The 16,935-nt window shown below is 62.5% G+C and carries 16 protein-coding genes; 7 read left to right on the top strand and 9 right to left on the bottom strand.

The window, feature by feature from the left end; genetic code table 11:
- Positions 1 to 45: 45 nt before the first annotated feature.
- Genes AQ12_RS05270 through rlmD form a run of 5 tightly spaced genes read left to right on the top strand, consistent with a single transcriptional unit; the run spans position 46 to position 4,879 of the window.
- Positions 46 to 702 carry a protein-L-isoaspartate(D-aspartate) O-methyltransferase gene (locus tag AQ12_RS05270; RefSeq protein WP_152682685.1) on the top strand — a complete coding sequence of 219 codons (657 nt, stop codon included), beginning with the start codon at positions 46 to 48 and terminating at the stop codon, positions 700 to 702.
- A 58-nt stretch (positions 703 to 760) separates the two neighbouring features.
- Positions 761 to 1,603, top strand: coding sequence for a peptidoglycan DD-metalloendopeptidase family protein (locus AQ12_RS05275; protein WP_238587655.1), 843 nt, complete (start codon positions 761 to 763; stop codon positions 1,601 to 1,603).
- A gap of 3 nt (positions 1,604 to 1,606) precedes the next feature.
- Positions 1,607 to 2,599, top strand: a complete 993-nt coding sequence (gene rpoS, locus AQ12_RS05280) for an RNA polymerase sigma factor RpoS (RefSeq protein ID WP_082151414.1) — start codon at positions 1,607 to 1,609, stop codon at positions 2,597 to 2,599.
- Between the two features lie 35 nt (positions 2,600 to 2,634).
- Positions 2,635 to 3,420, top strand: a complete 786-nt coding sequence (locus AQ12_RS05285; protein ID WP_048438825.1) for a 3'-5' exonuclease — start codon at positions 2,635 to 2,637, stop codon at positions 3,418 to 3,420.
- Between the two features lie 31 nt (positions 3,421 to 3,451).
- A complete protein-coding gene (gene rlmD / locus AQ12_RS05290; RefSeq protein WP_048438826.1) occupies positions 3,452 to 4,879 on the top strand; it encodes a 23S rRNA (uracil(1939)-C(5))-methyltransferase RlmD in 1,428 nt (475 codons plus the stop codon).
- A gap of 64 nt (positions 4,880 to 4,943) precedes the next feature.
- Here rlmD and AQ12_RS05295 read toward each other — a convergent pair whose 3' ends face one another.
- Positions 4,944 to 5,633, bottom strand: a complete 690-nt coding sequence (locus AQ12_RS05295) for a Bax inhibitor-1/YccA family protein (protein ID WP_048438827.1) — start codon at positions 5,631 to 5,633, stop codon at positions 4,944 to 4,946.
- A gap of 154 nt (positions 5,634 to 5,787) precedes the next feature.
- Between AQ12_RS05295 and AQ12_RS05300 the strand changes: the two genes are divergently transcribed.
- The gene (locus AQ12_RS05300; RefSeq protein ID WP_048438828.1) at positions 5,788 to 6,195 is read left to right on the top strand and encodes a heme-binding protein; all 408 of its coding nucleotides are present in this window, start codon (positions 5,788 to 5,790) and stop codon (positions 6,193 to 6,195) included.
- Between the two features lie 29 nt (positions 6,196 to 6,224).
- Here the strand turns inward: AQ12_RS05300 and hemP are convergent, their stop codons facing one another.
- The 8 genes from hemP to AQ12_RS05335 all read right to left on the bottom strand — a co-directional run bounded on the left by hemP (position 6,225) and on the right by AQ12_RS05335 (position 14,201).
- Positions 6,225 to 6,425 carry a hemin uptake protein HemP gene (gene hemP, locus AQ12_RS05305; protein ID WP_048438829.1) on the bottom strand — a complete coding sequence of 67 codons (201 nt, stop codon included), beginning with the start codon at positions 6,423 to 6,425 and terminating at the stop codon, positions 6,225 to 6,227.
- Positions 6,409 to 6,651 carry a bacterioferritin-associated ferredoxin gene (locus AQ12_RS22410; protein ID WP_082151418.1) on the bottom strand — a complete coding sequence of 81 codons (243 nt, stop codon included), beginning with the start codon at positions 6,649 to 6,651 and terminating at the stop codon, positions 6,409 to 6,411. The genes hemP and AQ12_RS22410 overlap by 17 nt, the downstream gene beginning before the upstream one ends.
- A 61-nt stretch (positions 6,652 to 6,712) precedes the next feature.
- A complete protein-coding gene (locus tag AQ12_RS05310; protein ID WP_048438830.1) occupies positions 6,713 to 7,831 on the bottom strand; it encodes an alpha-hydroxy acid oxidase in 1,119 nt (372 codons plus the stop codon).
- Entirely contained in the window at positions 7,828 to 8,505 is a 678-nt protein-coding gene (locus AQ12_RS05315; protein ID WP_048438904.1) for a Fe2+-dependent dioxygenase, read from the bottom strand. Before AQ12_RS05315 ends, AQ12_RS05310 begins: the two co-directional genes overlap by 4 nt.
- A 45-nt stretch (positions 8,506 to 8,550) precedes the next feature.
- Positions 8,551 to 10,722, bottom strand: coding sequence for a TonB-dependent siderophore receptor (locus AQ12_RS05320; RefSeq protein WP_238587656.1), 2,172 nt, complete (start codon positions 10,720 to 10,722; stop codon positions 8,551 to 8,553).
- A gap of 332 nt (positions 10,723 to 11,054) precedes the next feature.
- Positions 11,055 to 12,602 (bottom strand): alkyl hydroperoxide reductase subunit F, encoded by a 1,548-nt coding sequence (ahpF, locus tag AQ12_RS05325; RefSeq protein WP_048438831.1) that lies wholly within the window; start codon positions 12,600 to 12,602, stop codon positions 11,055 to 11,057.
- Positions 12,603 to 12,690: 88 nt separating this feature from the next.
- Positions 12,691 to 13,254 (bottom strand): alkyl hydroperoxide reductase subunit C, encoded by a 564-nt coding sequence (ahpC, locus tag AQ12_RS05330; protein WP_048438832.1) that lies wholly within the window; start codon positions 13,252 to 13,254, stop codon positions 12,691 to 12,693.
- A gap of 125 nt (positions 13,255 to 13,379) precedes the next feature.
- Complete coding sequence (locus AQ12_RS05335; RefSeq protein ID WP_048438833.1) at positions 13,380 to 14,201, bottom strand: pyruvate, water dikinase regulatory protein; 822 nt, start codon at positions 14,199 to 14,201, stop codon at positions 13,380 to 13,382.
- A gap of 252 nt (positions 14,202 to 14,453) precedes the next feature.
- Between AQ12_RS05335 and ppsA the strand changes: the two genes are divergently transcribed.
- Positions 14,454 to 16,871: a phosphoenolpyruvate synthase gene (gene ppsA / locus AQ12_RS05340; RefSeq protein WP_048438834.1), complete on the top strand. Its 2,418-nt coding sequence runs from the start codon at positions 14,454 to 14,456 to the stop codon at positions 16,869 to 16,871.
- Positions 16,872 to 16,935: the final 64 nt, after the last annotated feature.

Genomic DNA, 16,935 nt, shown 5'->3' on the forward strand with positions numbered 1-16,935 from the left:
CAAGTGAAAAAGCAGCCTGCACCTGCGCCGGCGACTGCGCGGGGCATGGGGCTCGATTCGAATGCCGTGCGCGCCCGCATGGTGCAAAAACTCGCTGCCCAAGGTGTGTCCGATGCCCGTGTGCTGTCAGCCATGGGCATCGTGGAGCGCCACCGCTTTGTCGATAGCGCGCTGGCCAACCAGGCCTACGAAGACACAAGCATTCCGATTGGTCTGGGCCAGACGATTTCCAAGCCGAACGTGGTTGCCCGCATGATCGAGTTGCTGCTGGGCGGACGCGCCGATGCATCAGGCAAGCTGGGACGCGTGCTGGAGATCGGCACCGGTTGCGGCTACCAGGCGGCAGTGCTCAGCCACGTGGCGACCGAGGTGTACAGCATCGAGAGGCTGAGGGGCCTGCATGAGAAGGCGCGAGAGAACCTGCGAGCCTTCCGGCTTGCCAACGTTCACCTGCTCTTTGGCGATGGGATGGTGGGATATGCGCGTGGAGCGCCGTACGCCGGGATCATTGCTGCAGCAGGAGGAGAATCGGTGCCCGGGGCATGGATAGAGCAGTTGGCCGTCGGTGGGCGTATCGTTGCGCCAACCGTGATGCCTGGCGGGCGGCAAGCGCTTGTTGTGCTTGAGAAAACGCCTTCAGAATTGAAACAAACTGTTCTCGAGGCAGTGCATTTTGTCCCCCTAAAATCAGGCATCGCTTGATGAAAGAATGAAGATGAGTTTGTTGCGTGAGTTGCGTGCAAGGGGTTGGTCGTACGCGATGGCAATCGTGGTTGTGGGTGTGCTTGCCGGCTGCGCATCGAGCTCTCGTGCGCCCGCGCCCGTTGAAGATCGGTCTGCTATCCGCCACTCGACGGCGCCAGCACAAGTCGAGGTGAGGCCCGCCGTCACGGGCAGCGATAACGCTGGCAAGCCGGGCTACTACACGGTGCGCAGCGGTGACACGCTGATCCGCATCGCCCTGGAGACGGGCCAGAACTGGCGCGACATTGCCCGGTGGAACAACATCGAGAATGCGAACCTCATCGAAGTGGGGCAGGTGCTTCGTGTGGTTGCGCCTGTCGCTGTGATCACTGAGTCGTCAGGCGTCGTCACGCGGCCGGTCGTGCAAGGCTCGGCCGTTGCCGTCGCTGCGGGCAGCGCAGCAAGCGCGCCACGCGCGGCGGCATCGGCGCAGGTTGCAACCGCGCCGGCGGCTCCTGCGCCTTCGGCTGCACCAGCAAGCGCTGGTGAAGATGATGTGGCATGGGGTTGGCCGACGACCGGCTCGGTGGTCGCCGGCTTCGACGAGCAACGCAACAAGGGCCTGGACATTGCAGGCAAGCCTGGCGATCCCGTCCTGGCTACCGCCGATGGCCGCGTGGTCTATGCCGGCGCCGGCCTGCGCGGCTACGGCAACCTCATCATCCTCAAGCACAACAACACCTTCCTGTCAGCCTACGCGCACAACCAGGCATTGCTGGTGAAAGAAGACCAGGCTGTGCGCAAGGGCCAGAAGATCGCGGAGATGGGCAGCAGCGACTCGGATCGCGTGAAGCTGCACTTCGAGATTCGGCGCCAGGGCAAACCCGTCGATCCAGCAAAGTACCTGCCGCCCAGGTGACAAATGAAAAAGCGCAACGGGCACTCGGCGCCGCAAGCGTCGGCTTCGGCCGACGATGCGGTTGAGGTAGCGCCCGGGCAAGTTGCGCAGCAGGAACCCAACCCGCGAGATATCGCTGCCCAGATTGCGGGCGAGTCCAGCGACACGCTGACGATGTACCTGCGCGATGTGCGCCGGACGGAGCTGTTTACACCCGAGGAAGAATTCGAGACCGCCACCCGTGCACGCGCCGGTGACTTCGCCGCGCGCCAGTCGATGATCGAGCACAACCTGCGTCTGGTTGTCAGCATCGCCAAGGGCTATCTGGGGCGTGGCGTTCCGTTGTCGGACCTGATCGAGGAGGGCAACCTCGGCCTGATGCACGCCATCGGCAAGTTCGAGCCTGAGCGCGGATTTCGTTTCTCCACTTATGCCACCTGGTGGATCAGGCAGTCCGTGGAGCGCGCGGTGATGAACCAGGGCCGCGTGATCCGCTTGCCGGTGCATATCGTGCGCGAACTCCAGCAGGTGCTGCGCGCGCGACGAACGCTTGAAAACGATCCCGCTTTCGCTGCGGCACGCAGTGGGTTTGAAGGTGAGGGCGTTCGCGTCGAAGACGTCGCGGCGCTGCTTGGACGTGACGTGCACGAAGTGGCGCAACTGCTGGCGCTCGCCGAGGCACCGAAGTCGCTTGACGCGAAATTCGGCCATGACGAGGACGGCCAGACCCTGGGCGATTCCATGCCCGACGAGCTCACTGTCGATCCGACCGGTGTGACCCAGGGCCACGAAGTTGAAAAGCTCCTGGAACACTGGATCGATGCCTTGTCCAACCGCGAGAAGGAAGTGCTCGAAGGCCGCTTCGGACTGCATGACCGTGAACCCGAAACGCTCGACGTGCTGAGCGACCGGCTGGGGCTCACCCGCGAGCGCGTACGGCAAATCCAGAACGAAGCGCTGGTCAAGATCAAGCGCCAGATGACGCGAAGCGGCGTGTCAAAAGAAGCGTTGTTCTAGCAGGCGTGCAGCATCGCGGCTGATAAAGTCGCCCGATGACCTGGCCCGTACTTGCTTTCGACATTGAATCCATTCCCGATATTTCGGGCCTTCGGCAACTGCGGGGCGAGCCGCCCGATGCAACCGACAGCGATGTTTACGCGCGGTGGCTGGCCGAGCGCAAGGAGCGCGGCCAAAGCGATTTCACGCCGCTTCACCTGCAGCGCGTGCTGGTGATCAGCTGCGTGTTTCGCAATGCCGACGGGCTCAAGGTTCACTCGTTTGTCGACCGCGATGACGCGAGCGAAGGCAAGGTGATCCAGACATTTTTCAACACGCTTGAAAAACATGTGCCGCAACTCGTGAGCTGGAACGGCGGTGGGTTCGACCTGCCGGTGCTGCATTACCGGGGCCTGCGTCACGGCGTCGTTGCCGACAAGTACTGGGACATGGGCGAAGACGATCGCGACTACAAGTGGAACAACTACATCAGCCGGTATCACATGCGCCATCTCGACCTGATGGATCTGCTGGCCCTCTACCAGCCAAAGAACAATGCGCCGCTCGATGCCATGGCCAAGCTGTGTGGGTTTCCCGGCAAGCTGGGCATGGACGGATCGCAGGTGTATCCCGCCTACCTCGAAGGCAAGCTTGACGAGATTCGCCGCTACTGCGAAACCGATGTGATGAACACCTATCTGCTGTATTGCCGCTTCCAGAAGATGCGCGGCGGCCTGACCGAGACCGAATACGGACAGGAGATCGAACTTGTCAAGAGCGCGCTGGGCAACCTCGCGGCTACTGAGCTGCACTGGCAGGAATACCTGGCCGCGTGGGGCTGAAGATGTGTGCCGGCCTGAGACAATCACGGCCATGACACAAGAAGAAGTTCAGGAAAACAAGGTGGCCGAGGGTGCCGACCTTCTGCCCGAAGGCTGGTTGAAGGTTGACGCGCTCGACCTCGAAGCACAGGGCGTTGCACGCCGCCCCGACGGGAAAGTCGTGTTCATCGAGGGTGCATTGCCGTTCGAGATCGTTTCGGCCAAGGTCAATCGCCGCAAGAACAACTGGGAACAGGCCACCGTCACCGAGATCCATCACGAGTCCTCGCAGCGTGTGCGGCCGCACTGTCCGCATTTCGGCCTGCACGAGGGCGCATGCGGTGGCTGCAAGATGCAGCATCTTGACGTCGGTGCGCAGGTCGCGAGCAAGCAGCGCGTGCTCGAAGACAACCTGTGGCACCTGGGCAAGGTCAAGCCTGACATGGTGCTCAGGCCCATCGAAGGTCCTGCCTGGGGCTACCGCTGGCGAGCACGGTTCTCGGTGCGACATGTCATCAAGAAGGGGACCGTGCTCGTCGGTTTTCACGAGCGCAAGAGCCGCTATGTCGCCGATATGCGCGAGTGCCACGTCATACCGCCGCATGTGAACGCGCTTTTGATGCCGCTGCGGGAACTGATCGGTTCAATGGATGCGGTGCAAACCTGTCCGCAGATTGAACTGGCCTGCGGCGACGAAGTGACTGCGCTGGTGCTCAGGCACCTCGAACCGCTCAGCGACGGTGATGTGGCAAAGCTGCGCGCTTTCGCAGCTGACCACGCCGGCGTGCAGTGGTGGATGCAGTCCAAGGGGCCAGACACAGTCAAGCTGCTCGACGAAGCGACCGGGCCGCAGCTGTCCTACGCGTTGCCAGAGTTCGGTGTCGTCATGCCGTTCAAGCCCACCGATTTCACCCAGGTCAATCCGCATATCAACCGGGTGCTGGTGGCGCGGGCGTTGCGCCTGCTTGCGCCGCAGCGATCCGAACGCGTGATCGACTGGTTTTGCGGCCTGGGCAACTTCACGCTGCCGCTGGCAACACTCGCTGCGCAAGTGACGGGCATCGAAGGGAGCGAGTCGCTGGTGGCGAGGTCGCGCGAAAACTACAGCTACAACCAGGCCCTGCCGCGCGTGGGACCGCCACTGGCGCCCGTCACCTTCCAGGCCCGCAACCTGTTCGAGATGACTGCGCAGCAGCTGGTAGCCGATGGCTATGCAGACCGGTGGCTGGTGGACCCGCCGCGCGAGGGTGCGTTTGCAATGGCCAAGGCCTTGTCTGACCTGCACCAGCAGCGTGAACTGCGCAATGGCTGGCTGCCACCCAAGCGCATCGTTTACGTCAGCTGCAATCCCGCCACGCTGGCACGTGACGCAGGTCTTCTTGTGCATCAGGGCGGCTACCGCTGCTCGGCCGCGGGGGTGGTGAACATGTTCCCGCACACGGCCCACGTGGAGTCGATGGCCGTCTTCGATCTGGAGTGATGCTGTCGCTGCAATGAAAAAGGGGGCCGATGGCCCCCTTTGTTTTGGTCGAACTGCGCGTCGCTCAGTCGCGCTCGCCGCCGAAGATGCCGAGCAAGGCCAGCAAGCTCTGGAACACATTGAAGATGTCCAGGTACAACGCGAGCGTCGCACTGATGTAGTTGGTCTCGCCGCCGTCGATGATCTGCTTGAGGTCGTACAGCATGTAGGCGCTGAAGATACCGATGGCCATCACGCTGATCACGGCCATGCCTATCGTGGAGCCCACGAACACGTTGATGACGCCGCCGACCAGGATGGCAAGGGCGCCGACGAAGAGCCACTTGCCCATGCCCGACAGGTCGCGCTTGATGACGCTCGACAGGCTCGCCATGACGAAGAAGATGCCGGCCGTGCCGCCGAACGCCGTCATCACCAGGCTGGAGCCGTTCTTGAACCCCAGCACGCCCGCGATCAATCGCGAAAGCATCAGGCCCATGAAGAAGGTGAATGCCAGCAGTACCGGCACGCCGGCTGCTGAGTTCTTGGTCTTCTCGATCGCAAACATGAAGGCGAATGCGCCACCCAGGAAGACGATGAGCCCCATCCAGCCCGTGAGGCCGGCGACGATGCCCGTTGCCACGCCGAGCCATGCGCCCAGCACCGTGGGAATCAGGCTCAATGCGAGGAGCCAATAAGTGTTGCGTAGTACGCGGTTGCGCTCTGCGACCGCGCCGGCGTAGCCGTAGTCGATGGTCTGGACGTTCTCGTTCATGGCCAAAATCTCCTTTGCCTTGGTGGCAGTTAGATGGGCGCATTCTAGGTTGGTTCAACCGCAGTCCGGCAAAAACCCCGGTGTTTCAAAGGTACGTCGGGCGCAAGGGTCTTTGCCCTATGCTGGCGCCTTTGGACAACAGCACGAACGACCCATGAAAACCAGGCCATTCCTCGAAGCAGAAGACATCAAGAAGGTAGCCGCTGCGGCAGAAGCCGAAGCGCTCAAGAACCACTGGGCAGTGACCATTGCGATCGTCGATGACGGCGGCCATTTGCTATGGCTGCAGCGCCTGGATGGTGCACCGCCAATTTCCGCGCATATCGCGCCCGCCAAGGCCAACACAGCCGCACTGGGCCGCCGCGAGAGCCGGGTCTATGAAGAAGTCATCAACGGGGGCCGCATGTCCTTCCTGAGCGCGCCCGACCTGAAGGGCATGCTCGAAGGCGGTGTGCCGATCCTGAAGGATGGACAGTGCCTGGGCGCCGTGGGGGTCAGTGGCGTCAAGTCGACAGAAGACGCGCAAATCGCGCGGGCCGGTATTGCGGCAATCGGTCTCTGATTGACTCCTCGCGCGAGCAACAGTCCTGGCTATTTGGTCAGGATCAACTTGCCCAGTCGGGTCGCCTGCAGGCGATAGACGCTGCCGTTGTGCACGATATTCACCGTCCTGCCGCCTTGCAGCAGGACGGAGCTCGCCACTGAAGGCGGCGCCGCATCGGCGCACCCAGTTGCCAGGGTGCATGCCGGGCCGGCCTCGCGCGAGTGAGCCGCCTCAGGGCCTTGCGACATCGGGCGAGTTCCAGGCCGGACTTTCCTGAATCCGTGCCGCGAGTTGGATCGAGGCGACGGGCGAGCCTGCGCTGCATTGCGCCACGACATCCCGTGCGCATCCTTCGCATTGCCCGCACTGTGTCGCGACGCCCAGTTCAAACTGGATATCGTCAAAACTCATGCCGGCTCGCGCATGACGGGCGATTTCACGGTCGGATACACGTTTGCAGACACAGACGATCATGGTGGTGCAGTATAAATGCGAATCGATCGCATTTGCAATGCCCGCCTCCAAGCCAGGCCAATCAGCGTGAGCGGTTGCTGGTGCCGATTCGATCGATCAGGTCTGGACGCAGCTTCGCAAGGCTCGGTTCGCCGCAAAGCACCATCGCCATTTCGAGCTCGTCAATCAACAGCCGCAGGACGTGCGCGACGCCGACGGCGCCGGCATTCGCAAGGCCCCAGATGATGGGACGCCCCACCAGCACCGCGCGCGCGCCGAGCGCGAGGGCCTTGAGCACGTCCGTGCCCCGTCGAATCCCGCCATCGACCAGCAGGGGAAGCGAGTCGCCGACCGCGTCGGCGATCCGGGGCAGGGCGGTCGCGGTGGCGATCGCCGTATCGAGCGTCCGCCCACCGTGGTTGGACACAATCACCGCACTGACACCCAGCGAAAGCGCCAGCTTTGCGTCCAGCGGATGCAGCAGTCCTTTCAGGATCACCGGCAGCCGCGAGGTGGATATCAGCCACTCGACGTCGGCCCATGTGGCAGTGCTTTGCGCAAGACCCCCTGCAAGCCCATGGCCGTCACGCCCGGGCCGGCTGGACGGGAGGTTGACGGCGGTGATGCCAGTGGGCAGGCGAAACGCGGCTCGCCGTTCTGCATCCCTTACTCCGGTCACCGGCGCATCGACTGTCAACACCAGTGCGTTGAAACCCGCAGCCTCCGCGCGCGTCACAAGCGACAACGTGACCTCACGATCAGGCTGGAGATAAAGCTGGAACCACAGCGGGCTGGCCGGAGGCAGCGTCACGAAGGCCCGCGCAATGTCCTCCAGCCGCGCGCTGGCCTGCGTGCTGACCACCAGGCCCGCGCCCTGTGCCCCGGCAGCGAGTGCTGTCGCGATCTCTCCATCTGGATGCGCCATTCGCTGGTACGCCATGGGCGCGACCATCACTGGGTGATGCAACTGGTGCCCCAACAGTTCGATGCCGGTATGACCGCCTGCCATCGTGCCCAGCACGCGCGGAACCAGCGTGAGCTCATCCCACGCGGTGCGATTGGCGCGAAGCGTCAACCCGTCTGCTGCTGCGCCGTTGAAGTAGGCCCAGGCGTTGTCATCGAGCCGTCTGCGCGCATGGGCTTCGTGATCGGCGAGGTTGACCAGGTTGCCCGGTAGCGGCTTTGACCGGGGCGTGTTCACGTGTCAGCCCACATGCGCAGAAGGTTGTGATAAGTCCCCGTGAGCGCGATGGTGCCAGCGCTGTCTCCGTGCGTTTCGCGCAGACCCATGAGGGCCATGTCGAAGTCGTGCAGAAGGTGGCGCTGCTCATCGCTTCGCACCATGCTCTCGATCCAGAAGAATGAGGCGAGCCGCTCACCTCGCGTGACCGGCATGACCTCGTGCACCGTTGTGCCGGCATATAGCACCGCATCACCGGCAGCGAACTTCGCGCTGCGTGTGTGGCTGCCTTCGTGGATGACCAGCTCGCCGCCCTCGTAGCCGTCTGGGTTCGATAGAAAGAGGGTGCACGAAAGGTCCGTGCGCACGCGCACACCGTTCTCGGTGAATCGAACGGCGTTGTCCACATGCGCGCCGTACTGGTTGCGCGCGCCGCTATAGCGATTGAAGCGGGGCGGAAACAGTTTTTTGGGAAGCGCGGCCGCCAGGAATTGCGGTGATCTTTCCAGCGCGCGCAGCACGATCGCCTGCGCGGCGCGAGCAGCTTCGCTGTCGGGTGCGAGCTGCTCGTTGTTCTTGGCCTGTGCTGCCTGCTCACCGGCGCTGGCGCGGCCGTCAGTCCACGGCGCAGACGCCAGCAGGCCGGCAATCTCGCGAAGTTCTGTTGCGTCAATGAGTGAGGGAAGGTGGAGCATGGCTGCACTCATATTAGAACCTGCAACCGAAGTCGGCGCGCCGCGTCAGAACCGGCCTGTCAGCGCCACCTGGAGTTGCCGTCCGGCACCGGGGATGTAGTGGCCACGATAGAGCGATTCGCCGTACAGCTTGTTCGCCACGTTGCTCAGGTTCGCCTTGAGCTTCCAGATCTCATTGAAGGTGTATTCGGTCATCAGCTCGCCGGTCATGAAGCCGGGCGCTTCCCATGCAGGCGCCGTCACATCGGCAGCGGCCTGGCTGCTGCGAAAGTTGATACCGCCGCCTATCCGCCAATTCGGGTTGACCTGATAGGTGGTCCAGACCGTGCCGCTGTGGCGGGGGCTCAGGCCCGGTCGGTCGCCGACGCGATTGCCCACCGTGGTCGCGGTCGACGCTGCTTCATCGACACGTGCAACCGGCATCCACTGGTACGAACCGTAAACCTCCCACTGTGGCGTCAGGCGTCCGGTGCTGTCGATTTCGATGCCGGCTGAATGGCGCTTGCCTGATAGCAGGAGTCGCGTTGCGGCCGTGTCGGGGTCCACGTTGCGCTCGTGAAGCTTCGTCGCATGAAAGATCGCAAAGCGTGTGGTGAAGCGCTTGTCCGCGCTGTCGATGCTGCCGCCGACTTCGATGTTGCGGCTTTCTTCGGGTGGCGTGTTGGCGCTGTTCGCGTTGTACGAGTAGGTATCTGCGGAGGTGTTGAACGACGTGCCGTACGAGAAGTGGAACGAGTGACGGTCGGTCGGTTGGTACAGCACTGCAAATCGCTTGCTGACTTTGGAAATCTTCTGCTGATAGGCCGTCGTAGTCACTGGGCCGCCTGCGCTGGTGGGAATCGCGTAGTTGGTGAACCCGCCATCGAGGCTGTCGTAGCGCAGGCCCCCGAGCAGCTTCCAGTGCGGCGCAACCTGGATCAGGTCCTGGCCGTAAATGCCCCAGGACTTGGCGACAAATTCACTGCCGATGCGCAGGATGCGCGAGTCCTCATCGATCCACGCACCGTCATTGGGTGTGCCGAAGGTGGAGGTGGGCTTGGCAAGATTCACTCCGCCCTGGGCTGCCGTGCGCGCCGCATACACCGTCTTTTCTTCTCGGGCGAAGTCGATGCCTGTCTGCACGGCGTGCTTGTAGCCCAGGCCATCGAACTTGAGCGTCACGTCGCTTTGCGCGTGGGTCGTGGCCAGGTCCTGGATCTTCAGTTGTGTGCCGCGCGCGATGACCGTGCTGGGGCCGAAGTTGGTCAGGTCGGTGCCGGCGCCAAAGCGCACGGTGCCCGCGCGCTGGTCCCGCTCGAACTTGCCCCTGCGCACCAGGGTCCTGATTTCGTTTGCGTCGCCGAAGCGATGCAGGTGACTGAGCGTGAACATGTTCGCCGAGCCATTGTTGCGGTCGCTGGCCATGCCGTAGTAGGCGGTTGGGTCGAGGCTTGCGATCAGGGTATTTGCCGCTGAAGAATCGCTTGCCAGCGGCTTGATCCACGGCATGCCGTAATTCATGCCGTTGCGGTTGTCCAGCACGTAGAGGCTGGCCATGAATTCGTTGGCGGTGCCGATCCCCAGGCGATAGGCCGCCGCAAATCCTTTTTTGGACACGCTGCTGCCCGAGCCGTTGTCGTCGGCGCTGGTGGTCATGGCGTTGATCCTGAGCGCCGCGTTCTCACCCGTGTGGAAATTGAAGTCACCCGTAAATCGCTTGTAGCTGTGACTTCCGATGGTGGTGCTGACCTCATGCTCGTCGATCAGTCGCGGCACCTTGCTGACCTGGTTGACGGCGCCGCCAGTCGATCCCCGGCCGAAAAGCATCGAGGCCGAACCGCGCAGCAATTCGATCCGGTCGTTGTTGAAGGTGTCCCTGTCGTAGAAGGCAGGGTCTCGCATGCTGTCCAGGAAGATGTCGCCGGTGCCGGCCAGCGAGAAACCGCGCAGGCGGATGTCTTCTTCGCCGCCTTCAGCAGCCATGAAGGTGATGCCGGCGGTGTTGCGCAGCGCATCTTTCATGGTGTCGAGATTGCGGTCGTCCATCAGCTTCTCGGTGACGACGCTGATCGACTGGGGAATGTCGCGCAGTTCCTGCGTTCCCTTGCCGATGGTGGTGGTGGTCGCGCGCAGTGTGTCTTTGTCTTGCGCTTTCTCGCGGATCACCACGACCGGCAGTGTGGCCCGCACCGGCGGCGGAGTTTGCGACCAGCTGGCGGTCGAGGCGGCCAGCATCATTGCGCCCAGGGGAAGCAGGGAGTGGTCGGAACGTGGACGTACAGGTTTTTGCGCCAAGATGGCCTCCAGAAGAGCGTCCGCTTCGGCGGGCGCTGTCGGTTAGAGGCTGGCTGGTGCACGCGGGGAAGTGCGTGCGATTGGCTTGCCGTTTCGTTGTGAACGGCGATTCTATATCTAAATGAGAATCTATCGCATTTAGGCCGGAGTTGGATGATTACTCGGAGTCCAACTGCGACTGCAGGTAGTTCTACAGCCCGGCCTTGCCCAGGTCCTGCAGGTTGGGCAGGCCGTCAAGCGTCAGGATGCGGGCTTCGCGGCGATTGTGGCGCAAATCACTGGCGGATCAGGTGGTCGAATGCACCCAGCGCTGCCTTCGCACCGTCGCCGGCGGCAATGATGATCTGCTTGAAAGGCACTGTCGTTGCATCGCCCGCTGCGAACACGCCCGGCACGGATGTCTGCCCCCTGGCGTCCACAATGATCTCGCCGTGGCGCGACAACTCGACGGTGCCCTTGAGCCATTCGGTGTTGGGCACGAGGCCGATCTGCACGAACACGCCTTCGAGCTCGACATGATGGCTCTCGCCGGTGGCGCGATCCTTGTAGTCGAGGCCGTTCACCTTCTGGCCGTCGCCGGTGATGGCGGTTGTTTGCGCATTGACCAGCACCGTGACATTGGGCAGCGTGCCCAGCTTGCGCTGGAGCACGGCGTCGGCACGCAACTGCGTATCAAATTCGATCAGCGTGACATGGCCGACCAGGCCTGCCAGGTCGATGGCCGCCTCGACACCCGAATTGCCGCCGCCGATCACCGACACACGCTTTCCCTTGAACAGCGGGCCGTCGCAATGCGGGCAATAGGCCACGCCCTTGTTGCGGTATTCCTGCTCGCCCGGAACGTTGATGTTGCGCCAGCGCGCGCCGGTCGTGATGATCACGCTCCTGGACTTGAGCAAGCCGCCGCTTTCCAGCTCGATCTCGATCAGCTCGCCACCCGTCCTGAGCGCCTTGGCGCGCTGCAGGTTCATGATGTCCACCTCGTACTGGCGAACATGATCTTCCAGTGCCAGCGCGAACGCCGGTCCCTGGGTTTCCTTGACCGAAATAAAGTTCTCGATGCCCAGCGTGTCCATCACCTGGCCGCCGAAACGTTCGCAGGCGATACCCGTGCGAATGCCCTTGCGCGCTGCGTACACGGCGGCTGCCGCGCCAGCCGGGCCGCCGCCGACGATGAGCACGTCGAACGGTTCCTTGGCCGAGATCTTTTTCGCCTCGCGCTCGACACCGCTGGTGTCAATCTTCGCCAGGATTTCTTCCAGGCTCATGCGGCCGTTACCAAACATCTTTCCGTTGAGAAAGACCGTTGGCACGCCCATGATCTGGCGTTCTTCGATTTCGTTCTGGAAGATGCCGCCCTCGATCATCGTGGTCTTGATGCGGGGGTTCTGGATCGCCATCAGGTTGAGCGCCTGCACCACGTCCGGGCAGTTGTGGCAGGTCAGCGAAACGTAAACCTCGAATTCGAAGTCACCGTCCAGCGCCCGGATCTGTTCCAGCACGGCATCGTCCACCTTGGGCGGATAGCCGCCGACCTGCAGCAGCGCGAGCACGAGCGAAGTGAACTCATGGCCCATCGGAAGACCCGCAAAGCGCGGACCGTGGTCTTCCCCAGGCCGGTTGATCGAAAACGACGGGGTTCGATAGGGGCCGCCGCGCGTTTCGCTGACCTTCATCAACGGCGACGCCTCTGCGATGTCCTGGAGCAGTTCGCGCATGTCGGCCGAGGCCGGGGAGTCATCCAGCGACGCAACAATTTCGACAGGCTGCGAAATGCGCTGCAGGTAGGTGCTGAGTTGTGCTTTCAGAGCGGCTTCGAGCATGGTGGATTCCTTGGATAGCGGTGATTCGAGAAACAAAAAGGGCCCGGAGCGACGTCGCGCCGAGCCCTGGGGCGCGAAGAAAGGGCGCTTAGATCTTGCCGACCAGGTCCAGCGACGGGGCGATGGTCTTGGCGCCTTCGTTCCACTTGGCCGGGCAGACTTCACCGGGGTGGGCGGCGGTGTACTGGGCTGCCTTCAGCTTGCGCAGCGTTTCCTTGACGTCACGGGCGATTTCGTTCGAATGAACTTCCATCGTCTTGATGATGCCGTCGGGGTTCACGATGAAGGTGCCGCGCAGTGCCAGGCCCTCTTCGGCGATATGCACGTCGAATGCGTTGGTCAGTGCGTGGGTGGGGTCGCCAACCAGCGGGAACTTCGCCTTGCCCACGGCTGGGGACGTCTCGTGCCAGACCTTGTGCGAGAAGTGCGTGTCGGTGGTGACGATGTACACCTCGGCGCCCATCTTCTGGAACTCGGCATAGTTGTCGGCTGCGTCCTCGACTTCGGTCGGGCAGTTGAAGGTGAATGCTGCAGGCATGAAGATCAGGACGGACCACTTGCCCTTGAGGGTCTGGTCGCTGACGGTGATGAACTTGCCGTTGTGGAAGGCTTCGGTCTTGAACGGCTGGACTTGGGTATTGATCAGGGACATGGGCTTTTCTCTCTGTGGTTGTTGTTGATGGATGGGTGACTGACGGAACGGAGTTTGCCGTCAGACGGCAGATTGATCCAATGAATTGGCGGTATTAACCCGATATGAAATAACTATCGAATCCCTCAGTACTCGAGCCGTTCGGGACGGATCTCCTGGAGGATGGTGGTCGCGATCTCTTCAATGGACTTGGTTGTCGTGCTGAGCCAGCGGATGCCGGCCCGTCGCATCATGGCCTCTGCTTCAGCCACTTCCATGCGGCAGTTCTCCAGCGAGGCATAGCGCGAATTGGGCCGGCGTTCGTTGCGGATTTCGGCCAGGCGCTCGGGCTGGATGGTCAACCCGAAAATCTTCGCGCGATGGGGCACCAGGGCTCCGGGCAGCTGCTGCCGGTCGAAGTCTTCCGGGATCAGCGGATAGTTGGCCGCCTTCAGGCCGTACTGCATGGCCAGGTAGAGCGATGTCGGCGTTTTCCCGCTGCGGCTCACCCCAACCAGGATCACATCGGCTGACTCCAGGTCACGGTTGGACTGGCCGTCGTCATGCGCCAGACTGAAATTGATGGCTTCGATCCGGTCGTGGTACGCCTTGCTCTTGCTCACGTCCGAGAAGCGCCCGATGCGGTGGTTGGAGGTAATGCCCAGCTCGACCTCCAGTGGCCGCACAAAAGTGCCGAACATGTCCAGCAGCATGCCTTTGCAGCCTTGTTCGATGACCTGCAGGATCTCGCGGTTGACCAGCGTGGTGAAGACCAGCGGCTTGTTGCCCTCGACCTCGGCCGTGTGGTTGACCTGGCGGACGACCTGGTGCGCCTTGTCGACGCTGTCGATGAACGGCAGGCGCAAATGGCGCGGCTTGAATTCGAACTGCGCGAGGATGGCGTTTCCGAAGGTTTCGGCAGTGATGCCGGTACCGTCGGAGATGAAGAAAACCGTGCGGGTGTGCATGAAGAGTGCCCTGTAGTGCTTTCAGACTGCTGCAAGCCGCACGTAACCGCGCGAAGCCTACAATGGGAGCAATTATCGGCATACGTTCAACGACGTCCCCCAGCCCCAATTTTCTACGCGCATGCACGCCACCGGCTCATTCCAAGAAATACAAAGCCAGTGCGGCCCTGACGGCCTTCACGACCCTGACTGCCTGCATGCCGCGCCGCTCCGACGGAGCGCAGACCCGGTTTTTACTTTTGGAGTTTTCCCATGTCTGCCACTATCAGCCCGACCGCCCTGGAGCATCGCCTAGACAACCTGCTGGTTGTACCGTTTGAAAACCTGAGAATGACCGACGTCGGCGTGGTCGGCGGCAAGAACGCCAGCCTCGGCGAGATGATCTCCCAGCTACCCCAGGGCGTTCGCGTTCCGACCGGGTTTGCAACGACTGCGCACGCCTTTCGCGAGTTCCTGGCTTACGACGGACTCGCCAGGCGCATTGAAGAGCGCCTGACCACACTCAACACCGACGACGTTCGCGCACTCGCCGCGGCCGGCGCCGAAATCCGCGGCTGGATCGAACACCAGCCTTTTCCCGCCGACCTCGACAAGGCCATCCGCGAATCGTTCGCAACCCTCGCGGGAGACCACCCGACGGCGACCTTTGCCGTGCGTTCGTCTGCAACTGCAGAAGACCTGCCCGATGCATCGTTCGCGGGCCAGCAGGAAACCTTCCTGAACGTGATCGGCATCGACGACATCCTTGCCAAGATGAAGGAAGTCTTCGCATCGCTCTACAACGACCGCGCCATCAGCTATCGCGTGCACAAGGGCTTTGCCCACGCGGACGTCGCTCTGTCTGCAGGCGTGCAGCGCATGGTTCGAAGTGACCTGGGCGCCGCAGGCGTGATGTTCACGATCGACACCGAGTCCGGCTTTGACCAGGTCGTGTTCATCACGTCCAGCTATGGCCTGGGCGAGACGGTGGTGCAGGGCGCTGTCAACCCCGACGAGTTCTACGTCCACAAGCCCATGCTGGAAGCTGGCAAGCGCGCCGTGATTCGCCGCAACCTGGGCTCCAAGCTGATCCAGATGGTGTTCACCAACCCGCAGGAAAAAGCTTCATCGGGCAAGCTGGTCAAGACAATCGACGTGCCGCTCGAACAGCGCAACCGGTTCTCCCTGACCGATGCCGACGTCGAAGAACTTGCGCGATATGCGCTGGTCATCGAGAAGCACTATGGCTGCGCCATGGACATCGAGTGGGGCAAGGACGGCGACGACGGCCACATCTACATCCTGCAGGCTCGCCCCGAGACGGTCAAAAGCCAGCAGCATGGCAAGGCCGAGATGCGCTACAAGCTCAAGGGCCGTGGCAATGTGCTCGCCGAAGGCCGCGCCATTGGCCAGAAGATCGGCACCGGTCCGGTTCGCCTGGTCCACAGCATCTCCGAAATGGACAAGGTGCAGGCGGGTGATGTGCTCGTGACCGACATGACCGACCCGAATTGGGAGCCGGTGATGAAGCGGGCCAGCGCCATCGTGACCAATCGCGGCGGTCGCACCTGCCACGCAGCCATCATTGCGCGTGAGCTCGGCATCCCGGCAGTGGTCGGGTGCGGCGACGCGACCGATCGCCTGAAGGACAGCACGCTGGTGACCGTGAGCTGCGCAGAAGGCGACACCGGCTTCATCTACGACGGCTTGCTCGAGACCGAGGTCACCGAAGTCGAGCGCGGCAAGATGCCCGAGATCGGCATCAAGATGACGATGAACGTCGGCAATCCGCAGCTGGCATTCGACTTCGCGCAGCTGCCCAACGACGGCGTCGGCCTTGCACGGCTGGAGTTCATCATCAACAACAACATCGGCGTGCATCCCAAGGCGATCCTTGACTACCCGAACGTCGATGCCGACCTGAAAAAGGCGGTCGAATCTGTGGCACGCGGCCATGCCTCGCCACGTGCCTTCTACGTGGACAAGGTGGCTGAGGGTATTGCGACCATTGCGGCGGCCTTCTGGCCCAAGCCTGTCATCGTGCGCCTGTCGGACTTCAAGTCCAATGAATACCGCAAGCTGATTGGCGGCTCGCGCTACGAGCCTGAAGAAGAAAATCCGATGCTGGGCTTCCGTGGTGCGGCGCGCTACATCAGCGCGGAGTTCCGCGAGGCCTTTGCAATGGAATGCGAGGCGCTGGTTCGAGTGCGCGGCGAAATGGGCCTGACCAATGTGCAGGTCATGGTGCCTTTCGTGCGCACGCTGGGCCAAGCCGACCGCGTGACGCAGTTGCTCGCCAGCCAGGGTCTGCAGCGGGGCAAGGACGACCTCAAGATCATCATGATGTGCGAGGTGCCGAGCAACGCCATCCTGGCCGACGAGTTCCTGGAGTACTTCGACGGCTTCTCGATCGGCTCGAACGACCTCACGCAGCTGACGCTGGGCCTGGACCGCGATTCGGGCCTGGAATTGCTCGCCGCCGACTTCGACGAGCGCGATCCTGCGGTGAAGGCCATGCTCTCGCGCGCGATCAAGGCTTGCCTGAAGCAGGGCAAGTACGTCGGCATTTGCGGGCAGGGCCCTAGCGACCATCCGGACTTTGCGCAGTGGCTGGCTGACGAAGGCATCACCTCCATTTCGCTCAACCCCGACAGCGTCATCTCGACCTGGAAGCAGCTGGCCGCTCGTTGATTCCGCGCTTTGGATTCCAGGCGGTTCTAGCAAATACCTAGAGCCGCCGACTCCAAGCAGTGCG

The organism is Caenimonas sp. SL110 (assembly GCF_001044395.1).
GTDB lineage: Bacteria > Pseudomonadota > Gammaproteobacteria > Burkholderiales > Burkholderiaceae_C > Ramlibacter.